The organism is Streptomyces sp. NPDC048650 (genome assembly GCF_043199095.1).
In the GTDB taxonomy this organism is placed as follows: domain Bacteria; phylum Actinomycetota; class Actinomycetes; order Streptomycetales; family Streptomycetaceae; genus Streptomyces.
This window is the reverse complement of record NZ_JBICVM010000018.1, coordinates 80863-100776: the sequence shown is the minus strand read 5'-3', so window position 1 is coordinate 100776 and position 19914 is coordinate 80863. Positions and strand designations below refer to the sequence as shown.

The 19914-nt window shown below is 73.6% G+C and carries 18 protein-coding genes; 13 read left to right on the top strand and 5 right to left on the bottom strand.

What is annotated here, in order from left to right; translation table 11 throughout:
- Positions 1-50: 50 nt before the first annotated feature.
- Positions 51-836, bottom strand: a complete 786-nt coding sequence (locus ACGFML_RS33940) for an amino acid ABC transporter ATP-binding protein (RefSeq protein ID WP_393549498.1) — start codon at positions 834-836, stop codon at positions 51-53.
- Between the two features lie 284 nt (positions 837-1120).
- On the opposite strand from ACGFML_RS33940, the gene ACGFML_RS33935 reads away from it, so the two are divergent.
- The 4 genes from ACGFML_RS33935 to ACGFML_RS33920 all read left to right on the top strand — a co-directional run bounded on the left by ACGFML_RS33935 (position 1121) and on the right by ACGFML_RS33920 (position 5163).
- On the top strand, positions 1121-1849 hold the full coding sequence (locus tag ACGFML_RS33935) for a response regulator transcription factor (protein ID WP_393549497.1): 729 nt from the start codon (positions 1121-1123) through the stop codon (positions 1847-1849).
- A gap of 16 nt (positions 1850-1865) precedes the next feature.
- Positions 1866-3281 carry an ATP-binding protein gene (locus tag ACGFML_RS33930; RefSeq protein WP_393549496.1) on the top strand — a complete coding sequence of 472 codons (1416 nt, stop codon included), beginning with the start codon at positions 1866-1868 and terminating at the stop codon, positions 3279-3281.
- 192 nt (positions 3282-3473) lie between these two features.
- A complete protein-coding gene (locus tag ACGFML_RS33925; protein WP_384434400.1) occupies positions 3474-3677 on the top strand; it encodes a cold-shock protein in 204 nt (67 codons plus the stop codon).
- Between the two features lie 121 nt (positions 3678-3798).
- Positions 3799-5163, top strand: coding sequence for a DEAD/DEAH box helicase (locus tag ACGFML_RS33920; protein WP_393549495.1), 1365 nt, complete (start codon positions 3799-3801; stop codon positions 5161-5163).
- Here ACGFML_RS33920 and ACGFML_RS33915 read toward each other — a convergent pair.
- Both ACGFML_RS33915 and ACGFML_RS33910 read right to left on the bottom strand, forming a co-directional pair.
- Positions 5153-6151, bottom strand: a complete 999-nt coding sequence (locus ACGFML_RS33915; protein ID WP_393549494.1) for a TAXI family TRAP transporter solute-binding subunit — start codon at positions 6149-6151, stop codon at positions 5153-5155. The genes ACGFML_RS33920 and ACGFML_RS33915 overlap by 11 nt on opposite strands.
- 55 nt (positions 6152-6206) lie before the next feature.
- Positions 6207-7109: a LysR family transcriptional regulator gene (locus ACGFML_RS33910; RefSeq protein WP_393549493.1), complete on the bottom strand. Its 903-nt coding sequence runs from the start codon at positions 7107-7109 to the stop codon at positions 6207-6209.
- Positions 7110-7215: 106 nt separating this feature from the next.
- On the opposite strand from ACGFML_RS33910, the gene ACGFML_RS33905 reads away from it, so the two are divergent.
- Positions 7216-7833 carry a maleylpyruvate isomerase family mycothiol-dependent enzyme gene (locus ACGFML_RS33905; protein ID WP_393549492.1) on the top strand — a complete coding sequence of 206 codons (618 nt, stop codon included), beginning with the start codon at positions 7216-7218 and terminating at the stop codon, positions 7831-7833.
- Positions 7834-7985: 152 nt separating this feature from the next.
- The gene (locus ACGFML_RS33900; RefSeq protein ID WP_393549491.1) at positions 7986-9218 is read left to right on the top strand and encodes an FAD-dependent oxidoreductase; all 1233 of its coding nucleotides are present in this window, start codon (positions 7986-7988) and stop codon (positions 9216-9218) included.
- An 85-nt stretch (positions 9219-9303) separates the two neighbouring features.
- On the opposite strand, the gene ACGFML_RS33895 is transcribed toward ACGFML_RS33900, so the two are convergent.
- Positions 9304-10230, bottom strand: a complete 927-nt coding sequence (locus ACGFML_RS33895; RefSeq protein ID WP_393549490.1) for an MBL fold metallo-hydrolase — start codon at positions 10228-10230, stop codon at positions 9304-9306.
- Positions 10231-10505: 275 nt separating this feature from the next.
- Between ACGFML_RS33895 and miaB the strand changes: the two genes are divergently transcribed.
- Complete coding sequence (gene miaB, locus ACGFML_RS33890) at positions 10506-12020, top strand: tRNA (N6-isopentenyl adenosine(37)-C2)-methylthiotransferase MiaB (RefSeq protein ID WP_393549489.1); 1515 nt, start codon at positions 10506-10508, stop codon at positions 12018-12020.
- A 75-nt stretch (positions 12021-12095) separates the two neighbouring features.
- Positions 12096-12806, top strand: a complete 711-nt coding sequence (locus tag ACGFML_RS33885; RefSeq protein WP_393549488.1) for a class III extradiol dioxygenase subunit B-like domain-containing protein — start codon at positions 12096-12098, stop codon at positions 12804-12806.
- 133 nt (positions 12807-12939) lie between these two features.
- On the opposite strand, the gene ACGFML_RS33880 is transcribed toward ACGFML_RS33885, so the two are convergent.
- The gene (locus ACGFML_RS33880) at positions 12940-13224 is read right to left on the bottom strand and encodes a hypothetical protein (RefSeq protein ID WP_393549487.1); all 285 of its coding nucleotides are present in this window, start codon (positions 13222-13224) and stop codon (positions 12940-12942) included.
- A 179-nt stretch (positions 13225-13403) separates the two neighbouring features.
- Here ACGFML_RS33880 and miaA point away from each other — a divergent pair, with 179 nt between their 5' ends.
- The 5 genes from miaA (at position 13404) to ACGFML_RS33855 (ending at position 19891) form a co-directional block, all read left to right on the top strand.
- A complete protein-coding gene (gene miaA, locus ACGFML_RS33875) occupies positions 13404-14342 on the top strand; it encodes a tRNA (adenosine(37)-N6)-dimethylallyltransferase MiaA (RefSeq protein WP_393549486.1) in 939 nt (312 codons plus the stop codon).
- A gap of 108 nt (positions 14343-14450) precedes the next feature.
- Positions 14451-14978, top strand: coding sequence for a hypothetical protein (locus ACGFML_RS33870; RefSeq protein WP_393549528.1), 528 nt, complete (start codon positions 14451-14453; stop codon positions 14976-14978).
- 62 nt (positions 14979-15040) lie between these two features.
- Positions 15041-15916 carry a diaminopimelate epimerase gene (gene dapF, locus ACGFML_RS33865; protein WP_393549485.1) on the top strand — a complete coding sequence of 292 codons (876 nt, stop codon included), beginning with the start codon at positions 15041-15043 and terminating at the stop codon, positions 15914-15916.
- A gap of 161 nt (positions 15917-16077) precedes the next feature.
- Complete coding sequence (locus ACGFML_RS33860; RefSeq protein WP_393549484.1) at positions 16078-18258, top strand: RelA/SpoT family protein; 2181 nt, start codon at positions 16078-16080, stop codon at positions 18256-18258.
- A 109-nt stretch (positions 18259-18367) separates the two neighbouring features.
- The gene (locus ACGFML_RS33855) at positions 18368-19891 is read left to right on the top strand and encodes a M1 family metallopeptidase (RefSeq protein WP_393549483.1); all 1524 of its coding nucleotides are present in this window, start codon (positions 18368-18370) and stop codon (positions 19889-19891) included.
- The last annotated feature ends 23 nt before the right edge of the window (positions 19892-19914 follow it).

The following is a 19914-nucleotide window of genomic DNA, read 5'->3' as shown; positions in this document are numbered from 1 at the left end:
CATCCTTCTGTTCAACAAGTGTTGGCAAGCATCGTGGCCCAACTGCGGGCTCAGTGGTGGAGGATCTTCGAGAGGAAGTCCTTGGCGCGGTCGCTGCGCGGGTTGTTGAAGAACTGGTTCGGGTCGGCCTCTTCGACGATCCGGCCGTCCGCCATGAAGACCACGCGGTTCGCCGCGGAGCGGGCGAAGCCCATCTCGTGGGTGACCACGATCATCGTCATGCCGTCCCGGGCGAGCTGCTGCATGACCTCCAGCACCTCGTTGATCATCTCCGGGTCCAGCGCGGAGGTCGGCTCGTCGAAGAGCATCACCTTCGGCTCCATCGCCAGCGCCCGGGCGATCGCGACCCGCTGCTGCTGGCCGCCGGAGAGCTGCGCGGGGTACTTGTCCGCCTGGGTGCCGACGCCGACCCGGTCGAGCAGCTCGCGGGCCCGCTCGGCGGCGGCGTTCCGGTCCTTCCTACGGACCTTGATCTGGCCCAGCATCACGTTCTCGAGCACCGTCTTGTGCGCGAAGAGGTTGAAGGACTGGAAGACCATGCCCACATCGGCGCGGAGCCGTGCGAGCTCCCGCCCCTCCTGCGGCAGCGGCTTGCCGTCGATCGTGATGCCGCCGGTGTCGACGGTCTCCAGGCGGTTGATCGTGCGGCAGAGCGTCGACTTGCCGGACCCGGAGGGGCCGATCACCACGACGACCTCGCCGCGGTGGATGGTCAGGTCGATGTCCTGGAGCACGTGCAGCGCGCCGAAGTGCTTGTTGACGTTGTCCAGCACGACCAGCGGTTCCCCCGTCGGCGCGGGACCCTCGGCGTTCTTGGTCACCGATACTTCGCTCATCGGCGTACAGCTCCGTCCTCCTCGGTTGGGGAGGAACCTATGACGGCCTGCGACCAGCGTCATTACATCTGAGGGAGAATTGAGCATAACGATCCGGGCGCACCCGGGAACCCCGTCCGAACGGGATGCGGCGGAGCGAAGGAGTCCGGTCGTACCGGCTGGGTAACGGATGGTGGCCTGCGGGCGGCCGCCTCTTGACGGGCACACCTCCTATCGCCGTAGATGCCCTGTGGCCTGTTCGCGGCCGGCCGACCGTACCCGCACGCACCGAAGGAGGTGGCCGAATGAGACTCCTGCTGGTCGAGGACGACAACCATGTCGCCGCGGCCCTGTCCGCGGTGCTGGCGAAGCACGGCCTCGAGGTCCGGCACGCCCGCAGCGGCGAGGAGGCCCTGCAGGCCCTGCTGCCCGATGACGCCGAGCCGTACGCGGTGGTGCTGCTCGACCTCGGCCTGCCCGACCAGGACGGCTTCGAGGTGTGCGGTCGGATCCGCAAGATCAGCAGCACTCCGGTGATCATGGTCACCGCGCGCTCGGACGTCCGCTCGCGCATCCATGGCCTCAACCTCGGCGCCGACGACTATGTGGTCAAGCCCTACGACACCGGCGAACTGCTCGCCCGCATCCACGCGGTGAGCCGCCGCAACGCCACCGGGAGCGGCGAGCAGCCGGCGGAGGAGTCCGCCGCCGAGGAGGCACTGCGCTTCGGCGCGGTCGCCGTCGAACTCTCCACCCGTCAGGTGTCGGTGGGCGGTACGGCGGTGCCGCTCACCCGCAAGGAGTTCGACCTCCTGGCACTCCTCGCGCAGCGCCCCGGGGTCGTCTTCCGCCGGGAGCAGATCATCAGTGAGGTGTGGCGGACGAGCTGGGAGGGGACCGGCCGGACGCTGGAGGTGCACATCGCCTCGCTGCGGGCCAAGCTGCGGATGCCCGCGCTGATCGAGACCGTACGGGGCGTGGGCTACCGCCTCGTCGTCCCCGCCGCCGGCACCTCCGCCACCCCGGCGTCCTGAAGACCGCCCCGACCACGTGCGCACCCGACTCCTCCCACTCCTCATCGTCCTCATGGCCGCGGTGCTGCTCGCGCTCGGCGTCCCGCTCGCCGTGATCACCGCGGGTGTGGAGCAGCAGAAGGTGGTCGTCGACCGGATCGACGACGCCGCGCGGTTCGCCTCGCTCGCCCAGTTCGTCACCGCCCGGCCCGACGCCGGATCCGCCACCAAGAGCCCCGACGAGGACGAGCGGCGCGCCACCCTCCGGGCCGAGCTGGCCCGCTACGACGACCTCTACGGCATCCGCGCCGGCGTCTTCTACCGCGACCACACCCCGATGGCCGCCGCCCCCCGGGACCTGCCCGTGCCACGGAGCGGCGAGGGTGCCCAGGCGTTCCGCGAGGCGCTGGCCGGGCGCCGCAGCCACGACCCGCACCAGGTGTGGCCCTGGGACGACACCGGTCGCATCCCGGTCGCCTCGCCGGTCATCCGCGACGGGGACGTCGTCGCCGTGGTCGTCACCGATTCGCCCACCGCGCCGCTGCGGGCACGCATCCTGCGCGGCTGGCTGGTGATCGCGGCCGGGGAGTGCGCGGCCATGCTCGTCGCCGTCGGCGCGGCCATCCGGCTCACCGGCTGGGTGCTGCGGCCCGTGCGGGTCCTCGACACGGCCAGCCACGACATCGCCACCGGCCGGATGAAGGCCCGCGTCGCCGCCACCGCGGGGCCGCCGGAACTGCGCCGGCTGGCCCGCTCGTTCAACGAGATGGCCGACCACGTCGAGGACGTGCTCGAACAGCAGCGTGCCTTCGTCGCCGACGCCTCCCACCAGCTGCGCAACCCCCTCTCCGCCCTCCTGCTGCGGATCGAGCTGCTGGCCCTCGAACTCCCCGACGGCAACGAGGAGATCGCCTCGGTCCGCACCGAGGGCAAACGGCTGGCCCGGGTCCTGGACGATCTCCTCGGCCTCGCCCTGGCCGAACACGCCGCCGCCGACCTCCAGCTCACGGACATCGCCGCGCTGGCCGCCGAGCGCGTCGACTCCTGGCACCCGCTGGCCGACGACAGAGGCGTCCGCCTCACCTACGAGGGCCACCCTGCGCTCACCGGCTGGGCCGACCCGGTGGCGCTCTCCAGCGCCTTGGACGCCGTCGTCGACAACGCCCTGAAGTTCACTCCGCGCGACCAGCCGGTGACGGTGTCGGTCGCGGCCGACGGCGCACAGGTGACGATCACCGTTGCCGACCGCGGCCCCGGCCTGACCGAGGACGAACTCGCCCGCATCGGAGACCGCTTCTGGCGCAGCGGCCGCCACCAGAACGTCTCCGGCTCGGGCCTGGGGCTGTCGATCACGCGCGCGCTGCTCGCCGCCGGCGGCGCCGCCATCGCCTACGCCCCGCACCCGCCGCACGGACTGACGGTCACCGTCACGGTCCCCCGCACCGCACCGTGACCCGCCCCCGTACGTCTGTGCTAGCCTGGGGCACGTTGCAGTTGTGGTACCCGCGAACTTTGTGCGCGCCCGGAGGCTGGAAGCCCCGGGCGTTCCTTGTTTTTCCGGACGTGTTCCGGTGTGGGGCGATCATCTCGGCGACAAGGAGGCCGCGCAGTGTGGTCTCCGGTTTGCCCCATGAAGGAGAAAAAAATGGCTTCCGGCACCGTGAAGTGGTTCAACTCGGAAAAGGGCTTCGGCTTCATCGAGCAGGACGGCGGCGGCCCCGACGTCTTCGCCCACTACTCCAACATCCAGTCCCAGGGCTTCCGTGAGCTCCTCGAGGGCCAGAAGGTCACCTTCGACGTGACCCAGGGCCCCAAGGGCCCGCAGGCGGAGAACATCATCCCCGCCTGACGCACCTGCGTTCTGCGGACAGGGCCCGCACCGGCCACCCCGGTGCGGGCCCCGTCCCGTTTCCGCAGGGGGCCACCCGCCCTGCGGACACCTCCCCACCCCTCCACCTGAAGGGCATTCCGTGACCCGAGCGACCGCACCGCGACCGAGCGCCGACCCGAAGCCGTCCACCGCGACGGATTCCCCCACGCCCGCCGGCTCCTTCGACGAGCTGCCGCTGGCCCCGGCCCTCCTCACCGCACTGCGGGCGCAAGGTGTCAGCGAGCCGTTCCCCATCCAGGCCGCCACCCTGCCCGCGACCCTCGCCGGACGCGATGTGCTCGGTCGTGGCCGTACCGGCTCCGGCAAGACCCTCGCCTTCGGGCTCGCGCTGCTCAGCCGCACGGCGGGCCGGCGCGCCGCGAGCAAGCGCCCGCTGGCGCTGGTGCTCGTGCCCACCCGTGAACTCGCCGGACAGGTCACCGACGCGCTCGCGCCGTACGCCAAGGCGCTCGGGCTGCGCACCGCCACCGTCGTCGGCGGCACCTCCATCAACCGCCAGGTCGAGACGCTGCGCCGGGGCACCGACGTCCTCGTCGCGACCCCCGGCCGGCTCGCCGATCTCCTCGACCGCCGTGCCTGCGCGCTCGACGACGTCACCATCACCGTCCTCGACGAGGCCGACCAGATGACCGACATGGGCTTCCTGCCGCAGGTCACCCGGCTGATGGAGAAGGTCGCCCCGGGCGGTCAGCGGATGCTGTTCTCCGCCACCCTCGACCGCAACGTCGACAAGCTGGTCCGCCGCTTCCTGACCGACCCGGTCACCCACTCCGTGGACCCCTCGGCCGCGACGGTCACCACCATGGACCACCACGTCCTGTACGTCGACGACACCGACAAGCGCGCCACCGTGACCGAGATCGCCGCCCGCGACGGCCGCGTGATCATGTTCGTGGACACCAAGCGCGGTGCCGACCGGCTCACCAAGCACCTCCTCGCCCAGGGCGTGCGCGCCGCGGCGCTGCACGGCGGCAAGTCCCAGCCGCAGCGCACCCGGACCCTGGAGCAGTTCCGCACCGGTCACGCCTCCGTGCTGATCGCCACCAACGTCGCCGCCCGCGGCATCCACATCGACGGCCTGGACCTCGTCGTCAACGTCGACCCGCCGACCGAGGCCAAGGACTACCTGCACCGCGGCGGCCGCACCGCCCGTGCCGGCGAGTCCGGCACCGTCGTCACCCTCGTCACGCCCGCCCAGCGCCGCGACATGACCCGGCTGATACGTCAGGCGAAGATCACCCCGTCCACCGCCAAGGTCCGCCCCGGCGACGACGACCTGACCCGGATCACCGGCGCCCGCGTCCCCACCGGGGTCCCGGTCACCGTCACTGCGCCCGCCCCGGCACCCGCGGCCGCCGGCACCGGTGGCGGCGGCAACCGTCGCCGGCGCCCCCGCCGCGGCCGTCCGGCCCGGCGGCCCTCCGCGCAGGCCCCTAGGGCTTGACCGACATGTAGTAGCGCCGGGCGCCCCGGTGCAGGGCCAGCGGATCGGTGAACACCGCCGTCCGCAGGTCCACCCGCTGCGCGGCGTGCACCTGGCGCCCGATCCAGTCGCGGCTGTTGATGACGGTGCGGGTGACGCCGAAGGTCAGTGCGGCGTCCTCCCGGTCCGTCGTCACCAGCAGATTCGCCACCGCGATGGTTTTGACCGCCTGACCCTTCTGCACCGTGGGATACGCGTCGGCGGGCATCACGGCAGCCCGGTAGTAGCGCGTCGGCTCGCCCTGCGCGTGCAGTGCCCTGCTGAGGTCCCCGAGCTGCACCAGCCGGACGGGGAACCGCCCCGCCAGGCGCTGCACCGCGGTGGTCGGCAGCCCGCCCGACCAGAAGAAGGCGTCCAGCTTGCCCCGCTCCAGCAGCTCGGGCATCCGGTCGATACCCACCCGGACCGGCGTGATGTCCTTGTCGAAGTCCAGCCCTGCCGCCGCCAGCAGCCGCCGGGTGATCAGCTGTACGCCGGAGCCGTCCGCGCCGACCCCGACCCGCAGCCGCTTCAGCCCCCTGGCCGAGCGGACCGCGGACTTCTTCGGCACCACCAGCTGCATGTAGTCGTCGTACAGCCGCACACAGGCCCGCAGCCGGTCCGCACCGCGCTCGTGCCGGGCCTTGAACGTGGACACCGCGTCCGCCGTGGCGATGGTGAACTCCGCGCGCCCGGCGACCAGTTGGCGCAGGTTGTCGATCGACCCCTCGCTGCGCATCAGACGGAGGTCCACATTCGGCAGGTCGTGCGCCAGATCCTGCTTCAGCAGTTCCCCGTAGCGCGCGTACACCCCCGTCGGCACACCGGTCGCCAGCGTCACCCGCCCGCCCGGTGTCCGCTCACCGCCCAGCGGCAGCAGCCACCACGCCACCAGGGCGAGGGCGACCAGCGCCGCGGCCGCCGCGGGGAGTGCCCGGCGGCCGCTTATTCGGGGGAGTGCTGTGACCATGGGCGGGATCCTGCCAGTCCCCGGGCGTGAACGGGAGGGGAGATACCCAACCGTGCTACTGGAGGGCTTCGCCCAGCAGGTCCAGCAAGGCCCTGGCCGCGGGCCCGGCGGGCCCGTCCGTCCTCCGGGCCAGCGCAATCCGGCCACGTGGCCGCGGCCGTCCGCCGATCGGCAGGGTCCGCAGCCCGTACGCCTCGGCGGCCTCGGCCGGCAGCTCGGGCACCACGGCCACGCCCAGCCCACGAGCGGCGAGCTGCGCCAGCAGATGCGGTGAGGCCGCCTCGAAGGCGATGCGGGGCCGGAAGCCGGCAGCCGCGCAGCAGCGTTCGAGCACGCCCCGCAGCCCGGTGCCGGGCGGCAGGCTGATCAGCGGGCGGTCGCGGAGCGCGGACGGCGGAATGCCCGCGGGGCCCGCGTGGGCGACGAGCGGGTCGTCCGGTGCCACCGCGGCGACCAGGGGGACGTCGAGCACGATCTGCGCGCAGATGCCCGGGGGCGGCTCGTCCGGCAGCCCGATCACGGCGATGTCCAGCTCCCCGGCGCGCAGCGCCGCCAGCATCCGCTCGGAGTTGTCCTCGGTGAGGGCGATCTCGACCGCCGGGTGCGCGTCGTGGAAATCGGCCAGCAGGGATGCCACGTCGAACCGGTCGGCGGCGGCACCGGAGACCACCCCGATCGTGACCCGGCCGCGCAGCAGCCCGGTGAACTCGTCCACCGTCGCCCGCACCCCCTCGACCGCGGCGAGCGCCGCCCGCGCGTACGGCAGCACGGCCTCACCCACCTCCGTCGGCGTCACCGACCCGCCGGACCGGTCCAGCAGCGCCTGCCCCAGTTCGCGCTCCAGCTGCCGGATCTGCGCACTCACCCCCGGCTGGGCCAGGTGCAGGCGGGCGGCGGCGCGGGTGAAGTTGGCCTCCTCCACCACGGTGACGAAGTACCGCAACTGACGAAGCTCCATAACCAGTGATGCTAGTGACGAGAAAGAGCTTCTCTTGGACTTATACCGCCCCGCCCGGCAGCCTGAGGACACGGCCTTGATCAGCGGCCGGGGGAGGAGATCCACCATGGACATCACCGAGGCCATCGCGGCCGAACGACGCGAACTGGCCGATCTGTTCGACGCACTGCCGCCCGGCTCCTGGGACGCTCCCACCCTGTGCACGGGGTGGCGGGTACGGGAGGTCGTCGCCCATATGTCGATGGGCTTTCGCTACTCGTTCGCCCGGCAGGCCCGCGAACTCCTCACGGCGCGCGGCAGTCTGCACCGGATGACCGACCGCTGCGCCCGCCGGGACGCGGCGGCCGCCGCACCGCGGGAACTCGCCGCCTTCCTCCGCGACAACGCCCACCACCCCTGGACGCCGCCGGTCGGCGGGCTCGCCTCGGCGCTCGGGCACGATGTGATCCACGGCCTCGACGTCACGGTCGCCCTGGACCTCGGCCGCCGCGTCCCCGAGGACCGCCTGCGCACCGTCCTGGGGACCCTGAGCCCCCGCTCCGCGCGCTTCTTCGGCGCCGACCTCACCGGCGTCGCCCTGCACGCCGACGACCTCGACTGGTCCTTCGGCACCGGCACCCCCCTGTACGGCGCGGCCCAGGACCTGGCGCTGGTCGCCTTCGGCCGCAGGCTGCCGCCGGGCCGCCTCCGGGGCGAGGCGAGCGGGCGCTTCACCGCCGCCTGAGGCCCTCGGCGCCGTCCCCGGCCGGCGCCGGGCGGCCGGGCACGGCCCGCCGGCGGGAATCCGCACGCGAGGGCGCGCACAGTGGGAGGTACCGGGGACCCGTGCCGCCGCCGGTGCGGGTCCGGGGCACCTCGCCGAAGGGAGCCGTGGCGATGGAGCGGACCACCTGCTGTGTGGTGGGCGGCGGGCCCGCCGGAATGGTGCTCGCCCTGCTGCTGGCCCGGGCGGGCGTGGCCGTCACGGTCCTGGAGAAGCACGGCGACTTCCTGCGGGACTTCCGCGGCGACACCGTGCACCCCTCCACCCTGGCGCTGCTGGACGAGCTGGGGCTGGGCGAGCGGTTCGCCCGGCTGCCCCAGCGGCGGGTGACCACCGTCCAGCTCCCGGTCGGCGGGGACGGTTCGCTGGTGACGGTCGGCGACCTGACGGCGCTGCGGGGCGCGTACCGCTACATCGCGATGGTGCCGCAGTGGGACCTGCTGGACCTGCTGGTGGACGAGGCCCGGCGGGAGCCGTCCTTCGCCGTGCGGATGAACACCGAGGCGACCGGCTTCCTGACGGCGCGCGGCCGGGTCGTCGGCGTCCGGTACCGCACGTCCGACGGCCGTACCGGCGAGCTGCGGGCCACCCTCACGGTCGCGTGCGACGGCCGGGACTCGCTCGCCCGGTCGTTGCCCGAACTCGGGCTGCGCACCTTCGCCTGCCCGATGGACGCGTGGTGGTTCCGCCTGCCGCGACGCGGCGGCGACCCGCACGGCCTCGTGGGCGGTGTCGGCGACGGCCTCCTGGCCGCCCTGATCGACCGCGGCGACTACTGGCAGTGCGCCGCGCTGATCCCCAAGGGAAGCGACGCCGAGCGCCGCGCCGCCGGCCTCGCACCGTTCCTGGCCCGGTTCACCGCCGCCGCCCCCTGGCTGGCCGACCGGGGCCGCGCGGTCGCCTCCTGGGACGAGGTCAAGCTCCTGGACGTGCGGCTCGATCGGCTCCGGCGCTGGCACCGGCCGGGGCTGCTCTGCATCGGCGACGCGGCCCACGCGATGTCGCCGGTCTTCGGCATCGGCATCAACCTCGCCGTCGAGGACGCGGTGGCCGCCGCCCGGTATCTCGTCCCCCCGCTGAGCGCCGGCACGGTCGGCCTGCGGGACGTCCGCGGCATCCAACGCCGGCGGTGGCCCACCGCGGCCCTGACCCAGGCCCTCCAGCGGACCGCCCATGCGCGGGTCATCGCCCCCGTACTGGCGGGCCGGGCGCCCTTCGGCAACACCAGGCGGGCGAAGCGGGTGGCCGAACTGCTCACCACCTCGCGGTGGCTGAACCGCCTGCCGGCGTACTTCCTCGCCTACGGCGCCGTACGGGAGAGGCCGCCGGCCGCGTCGGTGCGCTGAGCCGCGGCCGGCCCGCTCCACGCCTGCGCCGCACCCGCCCCGGCCGTCGCGCGGGGCGGCCTCGCGGACGCCCGGCCCCAGCCGTTCACCAGCGCACGGCGGTGAAGTCGATCGGCCGGGGCCGCAGCGCTCGCACCCGGGCCGTCAACTCCCGCATGCGCCGCGCCATTTCGGGCGCGGGCAGGTGCTTGCGGTCGCCGTGGCCGGCCAGCAGCCACTCGAAGCGCAGCCGGCCGGCCGTACGGTCCAGCGAGGCGGCCAGCTCGGTGATCGAGTACCAGGTGACGCTGTCCGCCACCTCGATGTCCCCGGTCGCCCGCGACCAGTAGAAGCTGTCCCCGCTGAAGCAGTACCGCTCGTCCGCCACGTAGAGCACGCTGCCCCTGGTGTGGCCCGGCAGGGGATGGGCGAACACCCCCTCGGCGATCTCGACGCTCCCGGTCCCGCGCAGCACCCGGTCGGCATCGGGAGCCGCGGCCAGGTCCCCCTCGTGGATCCACAGCCGGGCCCCGAACCGGTCGGCGTACCGCCGCCCGTGCACCGCGTGGTCCTGGTGGGTGAGCAGCACATCCGTGACGGGGCCGAGCCGTTCGTACCGCGCCGCCAGCGTCTCGCTCCAGCGAGGTGTGTCGATCATCATCAGCGTCCCGGCGGGACGCCGGAGGAGGAAGGAGTTGGCCCCCGCGTTCTGCGTCGAGTTGTGTCCGCAGAGCAGCACGGTGTCGTCGGCGTCGTCGAGCGGCAGCGGATACGGGTCCTTCGCCGCGTCGAGCCGCCGCGAAGGCCGCCGCACGGAACGGGTGTGACAGGCGAACGCGGCGGCGTGTAAAAGGCGCTCCTCCGCCTCGCCGCGCGGCTGCCGCACGACCTCGGACCGCCCGCCCACTTCGGCGATCAGGCCCGGCGCCAGCTGGCGGGCAACGTCACAGTTGTTGCACCGGTCGTCCACGTACCAGCCGTCGGCTTCGCCGTCGGCCGCCGCTGCGGCGGGTGCGGTGGAGGTGTCGTCCATGGGGTGTGTCTCCCTGTCCCGAGTACCGGTACCCGGTGTTCCGGCCTTCGTGGCAACGACCTTCGCCGGTGGCTGCCCCAAGGGGAAGGGGGTTCGGATCTTGTTTCTTTCGGCTGGGGGCTCTCTCACTGCGACACGAGGAGGGCAGGTGCATGACAAAGACGTCGCGGTGGCGCCGAGCCGCTCCCAGCGCGTCGACGGTGTCGGTTTCGGGCCCCGCCGCACGCCGTGGTCCGGCGTCCGAAGGGGCGTCCGGCACCGCCTACCCTTGTCGCATGAGCAGCAGCGACCGGAGTCAGGCCATGGACGTCAAGGGAACATACGAGGTGCGCACCTACGGGTGCCAGATGAACGTCCACGACTCCGAGCGATTGTCGGGCCTTTTGGAGGGTGCCGGATACGTCCGGGCGCCCAAGGACGCCGACGGCGCCGATGTGGTCGTCTTCAACACCTGCGCGGTCCGCGAGAACGCCGACAACCGGCTCTACGGCAACCTCGGGCAGCTCGCCCCGCAGAAGGCCGCCCGGCCCGGGATGCAGATCGCGGTCGGCGGCTGCCTGGCACAGAAGGACCGGGACACCATCGTCAAGAAGGCGCCCTGGGTGGACGTGGTCTTCGGGACGCACAACATCGGTCAGCTGCCGGTGCTGCTGGAGCGTGCGCGGATCCAGGAAGAGGCGCAGGTCGAGATCGCCGAGTCGCTGGAGGCGTTCCCCTCGACGCTCCCGACCCGGCGCGAGAGCGCGTACGCGGCCTGGGTGTCGGTCTCCGTGGGCTGCAACAACACCTGCACCTTCTGCATCGTGCCCGCGCTGCGCGGCAAGGAGAAGGACCGCCGGCCCGGCGACATCCTCGCCGAGGTCGAGGCGCTGGTCGCCGAGGGCGTCTCCGAGATCACCCTGCTCGGCCAGAACGTCAACGCCTACGGCTCCGACATCGGCGACCGCGAGGCGTTCAGCAAGCTGCTGCGGGCCTGCGGGAAGATCGAGGGCCTGGAGCGGGTCCGGTTCACCTCTCCGCACCCCCGCGACTTCACCGACGACGTCATCGCCGCGATGGCCGAGACGCCCAACGTCATGCCGCAGCTGCACATGCCGCTCCAGTCCGGCTCCGACCAGGTACTGAAGGCCATGCGCCGGTCGTACCGCCAGGAGCGCTACCTCGGCATCATCGAGAAGGTGCGCGCCGCCATGCCGGACGCCGCGATCTCCACGGACATCATCGTCGGCTTCCCCGGCGAGACCGAGGAGGACTTCGAGCAGACCCTGCACACGGTCCGCGAGTCCCGCTTCGCGCAGGCCTTCACCTTCCAGTACTCCAAGCGCCCCGGCACCCCCGCCGCCGACATGGACGGCCAGATCCCCAAGGCCGTCGTCCAGGCGCGCTACGAGCGGCTGGTCGCCCTCCAGGAGGAGATCTCCTGGGAGGAGAACAAGAAGCAGGTCGGACGCACCCTGGAGGTCATGGTCGCCGAGGGCGAGGGCCGCAAGGACGGCGCCACGCACCGGCTGTCCGGCCGCGCCCCCGACAGCCGCCTCGTGCACTTCACACGTCCCGACGAAGCGGTCCGCCCCGGCGACCTGGTGACCGTCGACATCACCTACGCCGCCCCGCACCACCTGCTCGCCGAGGGCCCGCCCCTGGCCGTCCGGCGCACCCGGTCCGGCGACGCCTGGGAGAAGCGGAACGCCGCCCCCGCCGAGAAGCCCCAGGGCGTCCTGTTGGGCCTGCCCACCATCGGGGCCCCGGCACCCGCCCCGGCCGCGCCGGCGGGCTGCGGCTGCGACTGAGCGGCCCGCCGGGGAACCCGGCACACACGGTGGCCACGGCCCAGCGCCCCGCGACGGGGCGTTACGCTGCGTGGCATGCTCGTAGCCGCCGCCATCTGCCCCTGCCCGCCGCTCCTCGTGCCGGAGGTCGCCGCCGGCGCGGCCCCCGAGCTGGACGCGCTGCGGGCCGCCTGTCTCGACGCGGTCGGGGTGCTGGCCGCCGCCCGCCCCGACCGGCTGGTCGTTCTCGGGCCGGCCGAGCAGGCGGGGCGCGGCCCGCACCCGCAGGGCGCCATCGGCTCGTTCCGCGGCTTCGGCGTGGACCTCGAGGTGCCGCTGGGCGCGGCGGAGGGCGCGGGGGAGCGGGAACTCCCGCCGTCGCTGTCCGTAGGGGCCTGGCTGCTGGCCCGCGCCGACTGGGACGACGCTCCCGTCGAGGGCCTGGGGGTGGGAGAACCGTTGACCCGCGACCGCTGTCTGCCGGTCGGCCGCGAGATCGCCGCGTCGGCCCCCCGCGTCGCCCTGCTGGTGATGGGGGACGGCAGTGCCCGCCGCACCGTGAAGGCCCCGGGGTACTTCGACGAGCGGGCCGAGGGGTTCGACGCGTCGGCGGCCCGTGCGCTGGGTTCCGCCGACACCGCCGCGCTGACCGCACTCGACGAAGAGCTCGCCGCCGACCTCCAGGTGTCCGGCCGCGCCTGCTGGCAGGTCCTGGCGAGCGCGGCCCACGGCGCGGGCCTGCAGGGGGAACTGCTCCGCGAGGAGGCGCCGTACGGGGTCGGCTACTTCGTGGCGACCTGGTCCTGAGGCCGTACCCGCGGTCCGCACGCATGCGACGGCCGCGGGGCAGTACGCCCCGCGGCCGTCGCATGCGGCGACGTGGAGAGCGACGCCGGCGCCCGCCGTCACCCGTGGGCCCGCCCACGGGCCGCGCGGTGCGCTACGCGTGGGCGCCGTCCCCGGCGTCACTGTCGGCCGCCTCCTGCGCGGACTGCTGGCGCGGAATCCCGGGGCCCTCGGCGCCGTCCGACTCTGCGGCCTGTGGCGCCTCGGCCGCCGGGCCGTCCGACGCCCCGGTGCCGTCCTGCGGCGCCGGTGTCACCACGTGCGCAGCCGCTGCTTCCGTCCCCTCCACGGACTCCGCGGACTGCACGGACTCCACAGACGCCGCCGCCCCGGATTCCGGGGACTCCTTGCGCCGACGAAACCGCGAAAACAGGCCCATAACCGCTCCTACCGTGCTCATGTGGTGGAAATCCGTCGTGGCCCGGAGCGTCCCATTGCGCCGCCCGCGGGCGCCGGCCGTGCGCCGGCTCTCGGGACCTCGAACAGGCAACGACCCCATGGGTGACCCGTCACGTAGCTCGTTCGGGACGGGGACGTGAAGTTTGCGAGACTGGCGGGGTGAACACCGCCGTTCCCGCTCCGCGGGTCATCGCCGTCGTCGGTCCCACCGCGGCCGGAAAGTCCGATCTGGGCGTCGCCCTCGCGCAAGCCACGGGCGGCGAGGTCATCAACGCCGACTCCATGCAGCTCTACCGCGGCATGGACATCGGTACCGCCAAGCTCACGCCCGAGGAGCGGCAGGGCGTCCCGCACCGCCTGCTGGACATCTGGGACGTGACCCGGGCCGCCAGCGTCGCCGAGTACCAGCAGCTGGCCCGCGCCGAGATCGACCGGCTGCTCGCCGAGGGACGCACACCCGTCCTCGTCGGCGGCTCCGGCCTGTACCTCCGCGGCGCCCTCGACGCCCTGGAGTTCCCCGGCACCGACCCCGCGGTTCGCGCCCGCCTGGAGGCCGAACTGGCCGAACACGGCAGCGGCGCCCTGCACGCCCGGCTCGCGGTCGCCGACCCCGAGGCGGGCCGCGCGATCCTCCCCGGAAACGGCCGCCGCATCGTGCGCGCCCTGGAGGTCATCGAGATCACCGGCCGCCCCTTCACCGCCAACCTCCCCGGCCACGAAGCCGTCTACGACACCCTGCAGATCGGCGTCGACGTCGAGCGCCCCGAGCTCGACGAGCGGATCGCGCGCCGGGTGGACCGGATGTGGGAGGCCGGCCTGGTGGACGAGGTGCGCGGGCTGGAGGCCGCGGGGCTGCGCGACGGCCGGACGGCCTCCCGGGCCCTGGGCTACCAGCAGGTGCTCACCCAGCTGGCGGGGGACTGCACCGAGGAGGAAGCGCGTGCGGAGACGGTACGCGCCACCAAGCGCTTCGCGCGCCGTCAGGATTCCTGGTTCCGCCGCGACCCCCGGGTCCACTGGCTCAGCGGTGCCGCCGACCGCCGCGCGGACCTCCCGCGACTCGCGCTGGCGTTGCTCGAACGACCGGTCACAGCCTGATCACGTCATGGCATCGGGACGCTCCGGCCGTCATCAGGGCCCCTGAGGGCGTGTCATCATCGACCTTCGATCGAGGCGTGCAGTCTGCAGTGGGGAGGGCGCGTGGCAATGGAAGCCGGCCCTCGCAACAGAGCCCGGAAAACGGATCACCGCGGCGCCGACGGCATTCCGCCGGCCCCGGACGGCCCGGACGCCCCCGACGACCTGACCGCCACCGATGACGCCCCGCTCGCCGAGCCGGGCGCGCTGGACGACTCGGACGGCCCGGACGCCGGGACGGACCCCGCCGAGGGCGGCGAGTCCTTCCGCGAACTCCGCCCGCCGCGGCGGCTGCGCCTGTGGCAGCTCGCGCCGATCGTGGTGCTCGCCTCCGTCGGCTCCCTGATGTTCGCCTTTCCGCTCGCCTTCGAGTTCGGCGGCGACGGCGGCGCGGTGATAGCGATGCTCGGCCTGCTGCTGTGCTGCTGCGCCGCCGGCTGGGGCATGATGGCCGCCCGCCGCGTCGGCCACACCTGGCCCGGCCTCCCGGTGCGCGGCTCGGGCCGCCGCGCCGGCTGGCGCGTGGTGGTCGTCTACGCCGCGGTGGTGGCCGTCCTGGCCGCCCTCGCCATCTGGCGGGTGGCCCGGCTGCGCTGAGCGGCCCACCCGCTCTCGCCCCTGGACGGCCGGATCGCCCGCCGCCCCCGTACCATGCAGGGGTGACCAGCACGCAGCGCATCGCTTTCCTCAAGGGCCACGGCACCGAGAACGACTTCGTGATCGTTCCCGACCCGGAGGGCCGCCTCGACCTGTCCGCGGCCGCCGTCGGCAGGATCTGCGACCGGCGGGCCGGGCTCGGCGGCGACGGCCTGCTGCGCGTGGTGCGCTCCGCCGCGGACCCCGAGGCGCGCGCGATGGCCGACGAGGCCGAGTGGTTCATGGACTACCGCAACGGCGACGGTTCGATCGCCGAGATGTGCGGAAACGGCGTCCGCGTCTTCGCGCGCTATCTGCTGCACGCCGGCCTGGTGCAGGCGGGCGACCTCGCCCTCGCCACCCGCGCCGGTGTGCGCCGGGTGCACCTCGCCAAGACCGGCGATGTCACGGTCTCCATGGGCCGGGCCGAGCTCCCCGAGGAGCGCGTCCAGGTCACGCTCGACGGCCGCAGCTGGCCGGCCGTCAACGTGAACATGGGCAACCCGCACGCGGTCGCCTTCGTCGAGGACCTGGCCCACGCCGGTGATCTGCTGGCCGTACCGCCGTTCGGCCCAGCGGCGGTTTACCCGGACGGCGTGAACATCGAGTTCGTCGTCGACCGCGGGCCGCGCCACGTGGCCATGCGGGTGCACGAGCGCGGCTCGGGCGAGACCCGCTCCTGCGGCACCGGCGCCTGCGCGGTCGCGGTCGCCACCGCCCGCCGGGACGGCAGCGACCCCACCGTGAGCGGCCTGCCCGTCACCTACACCGTCGACGTGCTCGGCGGCAGTCTCTCGATCACCGAGCTGCCCGACGGCAGGGTCGAGATGACCGGCCCCGCCGAGATCGTCGCCGAAGGCACCTTCGACCCGGCCTGGCTCACCACAGCGCTCGCCTGACGGGCAGCAGTTCGCCTCACGGGTCGCTCGAACGGGTGATCCGCATCACGCTGAGCGAGAGCTGGTCAGCCGTGCGTGATGGGCTCGATAGCATCAAGCACCGGCCCGGGCTTTCCGAGTGACGACGCCCAACCGCCGGTCGACGCTGCCGGAGGGTGCCCATGAGCGCAGAGGCCACTGACCCTGGTAATGCGGAAGCGGCGGGCCGCAGGCGCGTCCGCCCCCGGCTGGATGTCCAGGGGCTGCGCCGGATCGGCCGCGCCGCACTGCTCGGCCCGGCTCCCCGCGACGGCCTCCCCGACGCCCTGGAGCACGTCGCCAAGGTGCACCGCCGCCACCACCCGCACGCCGATCTGGACATCCTGAGCAAGGCGTATGTGCTGGCCGAGACCTCGCACCGCGGCCAGATGCGCAAGAGCGGCGAGCCGTACATCACCCACCCGCTCGCGGTCACCCTCATCCTCGCCGAACTGGGCGCGGAGACCACCACCTTGACCGCCTCCCTCCTCCACGACACCGTCGAGGACACGGAGGTGACGCTCGACCAGGTACGCACGGAGTTCGGGGCCGAGGTCTGCTATCTGGTCGACGGCGTGACGAAGCTGGAGAAGGTCGACTACGGTGCGGCCGCCGAACCGGAGACCTTCCGCAAGATGCTGGTGGCCACCGGGAACGACGTCCGCGTGATGTCCATCAAGCTCGCCGACCGGCTGCACAACATGCGCACCCTCGGAGTGATGCGCCCCGAGAAGCAGGTCCGCATCGCCAAGGTGACCCGCGACGTCCTGATCCCGCTCGCCGAACGCCTCGGCGTCCAGGCGCTGAAGACCGAGCTGGAGGACCTGGTCTTCGCGATCCTGCACCCGGAGGAGCACGCCGCCACCTGCCGCCTGGTCCGCGAGCACGCCGGCCGGCCCGACCCCCTCGCCGCCATCGCCGCGCGGGTCCGGACCACCCTCGCCGAGGCCGGCATCCACGCCGACGTCCTCGTGCGGCCGCGACACTTCGTCTCCTTGCACCGGGTCCGGCTCACCCGCGGCGAGCTGACCGGAGCGGACCTGGGACGGCTGCTGGTCCTGGTCGCCGAGGACGCCGACTGCTACGCGGTCCTCGGCGAGCTGCACACCTGCTTCACCCCGGTCGTCTCCGAGTTCAAGGACTTCATCGCCGCGCCGAAATTCAACCTCTACCAGTCGCTGCACACCGCCGTCACCGGCGAGTCGGGCCAGATCGCCGAGACGCTGATCCGCACCCACCAGATGCACCGTGCCGCCGAGGCCGGGGTGATCGCGCTGGGCAACCCGTACGCCCCCACGGACGGCCCCGACGCCCCCGACGGCGAGCGGGCCGACCCGACCCGCCCCGGATGGCTCTCCCGCCTCCTGGAGTGGCAGCGCGCCACCCCCGACCCGGACGCCTTCTGGAGCTCGCTCCGCGACGACCTGGCGCAGGACCGGGAGATCACGGTCTTCTGCGCGGGCGGCCCGGCGAACGGCCCCGCCGACGGCTCCCTCGGCCTGCCCGCGGGCGCCAGCTGTGTGGACGCCGCCTACGCCCGGTACGGCGAGGCGGCGCACTGCTGCATCGGGGCCCGCGTCAACGGCCGCCTCGCGACGCTCGCCACCGTCCTCCGAGACGGCGACAGCCTGCACCTCCTGATGGCCCCGGAGTCCGCCACCGGGCCCGCGCCGGAGTGGCTCGACCACGCGCGTACCCCCGCCGCCCGGCTCGCCATCTCCCGGTGGCTGGCGCGCCCCGCCGGGACGGACACCGGCGAACCGCCCCCGCACCCACCGACGGCACCCGTCGTCGCGGACCACGACCCCGCGGACCACGACCCCGCGGCGGCCGAGCTGACCCCCGCCGCCGTCCTGGCCGTCGCCGACCTGCCGGGCGCGCCGGTCAGACTCGCGGGCTGCTGCACCCCGGTGCCGCCGGACAACGTCACCGGCTTCGCCGTACGCGGCGGCACGGTCACCGTGCACCGCGCCCTGTGCCCCGTCGTGGCACGCATGGCCGCGACCGGCAGGCAGCCGGTCGGAGTGCGCTGGCGGCGCCCTGGCCGGACCGGGCACGGCTGCCGGGTGACCCTCCTGGCCGAGGCGTTCAGCCGGCCGCACCTCCTGGCCGACCTCACCGAGGCGATCGCCGCACAGGGCGTCGCCGTGGTGTCCGCGGCCGTCGAGCCCCCGCACGAGCAGCGGGTACGGCACACCTACACCCTGCACCTGCCCAACGCCGCCGGACTGCCCTCCCTGATGCGGGCCATGCGCGAAGTCCCGGGCGTCTTCGACGTGTTGAGGGCCGGCCGCCCCACGCCCACCGCGGCACTACGCCCCTGACGGCCGCGCCGCATCCCGGCGTAAGCCGGACGCCCGAACCGCCGCCCTTTCGGGTGCCGTACTGCCGTGCCGTCCACGGGCCGGGGGGCCGCGCTGATAGCCGTAGCCCATGTCGCTTCGCTCGCGTCGACCGTCCCCCGATCCCGACCGCCGTGCCGCTGCCGCGCTCCCCCTGCCGCGCCGGCGGACCCCGTCCCGGGCCGGCCGTGCCGCCGTCCTCTCCCTGGCCGCCGTCGCCCTCATCGGCGCGGCACCGCCCCCGGATGCCCCCGGTGTGCGCGGTCTCGGCGACCGCCTCTTCCCCTCGCTCGGAAACCCCGGCTACGACGTCACGTCCTACGACGTCGACCTGGACTACTCCGGCCACAACGACCGGCCGCTGAAGGCCGTCACCGAGATCAACGCCCACGTCACCGGGGCCCTCGAGCACCTCAACCTCGACTTCGCCCGCGGCAAGGTCAGCTCCGTCGAGGTCAACGGCCTGCCGGCCCGCCACCAGCAGTACGGCGAGGACCTGGTGATCACCCCCTCCGCCGTCCCCGTCCCCGGCCAGCAGCTGCGGATCGTCGTGCGGCACACCAGCGATCCGCGCGGCAAGAGCGACGGCGGCTGGATCCGCACCGGCGACGGGCTGGTGATGGCCAACCAGGCCGACGCCGCACACCGCGTCTTCCCGTGCAACGACCACCCGTCCGACAAGGCCTTCTTCACCTTCCACATCAGCGCCCCCCGGGGCGTGACGGCCGTCGCCAACGGAGAGCTCCAAAACCGAAGCGACCGGGGGCCGCGCCGCACCTGGCTGTACCGGACCGTGCACCCGATGGCCACCGAGCTGGCGCAGGTCTCCCTGGGCCGATCCAGCGTGATCCGTGCGCTCGGGCCGCACGGCCTGCCCGTACGCAGCGTCGTCCCGGTCGCCGACCGCAAAACGCTCGCCCCCTGGGTGGCCAGGACCCCCGCCCAGCTGGACTGGATGGAGCGCAAGGTCGGACCGTTCCCCTTCGAGAACTACGGGGTGCTGATCGCGGACGCCACGACCGGCTTCGAGCTGGAGACCCAGACGCTCTCGCTCTTCGAGAAGGGCCTGTTCGCCGGCCGGCTCCCCCAGTGGTACGTCGAGTCCATCATGGTCCACGAGCTGTCCCACCAGTGGTTCGGCGACAGCGTCAGCCCGCGCCTGTGGTCCGACGTCTGGCTGAACGAGGCCCATGCCAGCTGGTACGAGGCGCTCTACGCCCAGGAGAAGGGCGGCCCCCCGGCCTCCATGGACGCACGGATGCAGCGGGCGTACCAGCTCTCCGACCGCTGGCGCGCCGAAGGCGGCCCGCCGGCCGCACCCAAGGCCGCCCGGGCCGGCCAGAAGATCAGCATCTTCCGCCCGGTGATCTACGACGGCGGCGCACTGGTCCTCTACGCCCTGCGGCACAGGATCGGCCCGGCCGCCTTCGACCGGCTCGAACGCACCTGGGTGACCCGCCACCGCGACGGCGTCGCCGGGACCGGCGACTTCGTCGCCCTGGCCGCCGAGATCTCCGGCCAGGACCTGACCGGCTTCTTCCAGAGCTGGCTGTACGGCGCGAAGACCCCTCCGATGCCCGGCCACCCGGAGTGGCGGGCCGTCCGCAAGCACTGACCGTCCGGGGCACCGATGGGCCG